The 1,505-nt window shown below is 37.3% G+C and carries 1 protein-coding gene; it reads right to left on the reverse strand.

Going from position 1 to position 1,505, the window contains the following annotated elements:
- Positions 1-1,154: site-specific integrase (locus tag B4J23_RS01370; RefSeq protein WP_291358505.1), on the reverse strand; the 1,154-nt coding region annotated here is incomplete at its 3' end.
- Positions 1,155-1,505: the final 351 nt, after the last annotated feature.

Raw genomic sequence — 1,505 nt, forward strand, 5'->3', positions numbered from 1 at the left:
GGATCAATTAGACGAATTTCAGGCAATAACACCATTTTAAAATAACTACGTACTGCTTCACCTTCATAGATTTTCAGTCGAGTCTCAAAGGAGTCAGATGCTTTGATCTTTTCAGTTAACTTCTGCTGTTCAGCTTTGCTGGTGTAGAAAGGTGTACCAAGCTTGGTGAGAAACACATAGTTTTCATCCGAGTCGCCATAATTTGATTTCTGTCTACGCAGACGCGCTTTCTCACTATTGATATAGATTTTAAGATCTTGTACTAACCAATTTGGAATCAAAAGTGTCATCGGCTTTTGAAATTTAGTGTCCACACCTGTACCCGCTCCAACGGGCAGACGAATAAAGCCATGACTATCAAGCTCACAACCAATTAAGTTTTTGATTCGCAAAGTACAAATCGTTTGTAAACGAGCACCTGTAAACAATGCAAGATAAAACATCAATTGATATTCACGTGATGATTTTTGCAGTGCTTTCAATATGACTGCTTGCGATTCAACACTGAGTGGGCTTAATTCACCACCGTCAATAATGGCTTCAGAATTCGGAGCCTTGGCTGGAACATGTATCGCAAGATCATGCGACTTAATTGCCATTTTTCGACGTGCGCCAAACTCATTATCCACGGCAATATATTTGTAGACATCTTTAAACGGTAAGCCATAGCGCTGATGATCAACTAAGTCTTCTGTAACGAGAAATCGATAAAAATTCACTACCGCATTAATTCGATTACTCGCAGAGCGAGCTGAAATTAGACCTGCATTCGCTTGCTCAATAAGACGAGTGCGATATTTAAAAATCGCATTTGACTGTTTTAGTTTGTGGAACTTCAAACAGTCTAGTTGCTCATCTTCTAAAAAACGCTGAAAATCAACCAACTGATTGGCAATAGATGCAAATGTTTTAAAATCATACTGTATTGTTTGCTCAAGTTTTTTCAGCAAATACAGATTAAAAATTTCAGAAGGGTTGCCATCTCCCTGGATAATCACAGGGAATTCGAGATACGCATCACCATGTTTTTCGAACGCTGCATCATTTAAACGATCAGCTGCCTTTCTCAACGTCGATAACTGAAATTTTTTAATGGTCACAACTTTGGCTTTTGATTGGTAGCGTGACTGACCATTTTTAAGTTTAGTGCTCATTTTGAGCCTCCTGTTTATTAAAAACAGGCAAAAAGTGATCTTGAGATAGGATTGACAAAAATGTCCCTATTCATCAAAATACAAATGTCTGATCAGCAATGAAGACATCCATAAAAGCTCATGGTTACGACATGGGCTTTTATACTTTTTGCCGAATGAAAATAATTACTTTTTTGTCAATTCACTCTGTTCCTCCTTTCTTAATCGTTCCAATTCTGTAATAAAAAAAGCATTCATTGACTGATGTCTTTTCTTTGCCGTTTGTTTGGCCCAAGAAACTAAATCTGTGGGTAAGCGAAGATTTGTTTGTTTCATATGCAATAAACTACTTGTTAGCATATTGCTATGTTA

The sequence above is a fragment of the Acinetobacter sp. UBA3025 genome (genome assembly GCF_002367915.1).
Taxonomy (GTDB): domain Bacteria; phylum Pseudomonadota; class Gammaproteobacteria; order Pseudomonadales; family Moraxellaceae; genus Acinetobacter.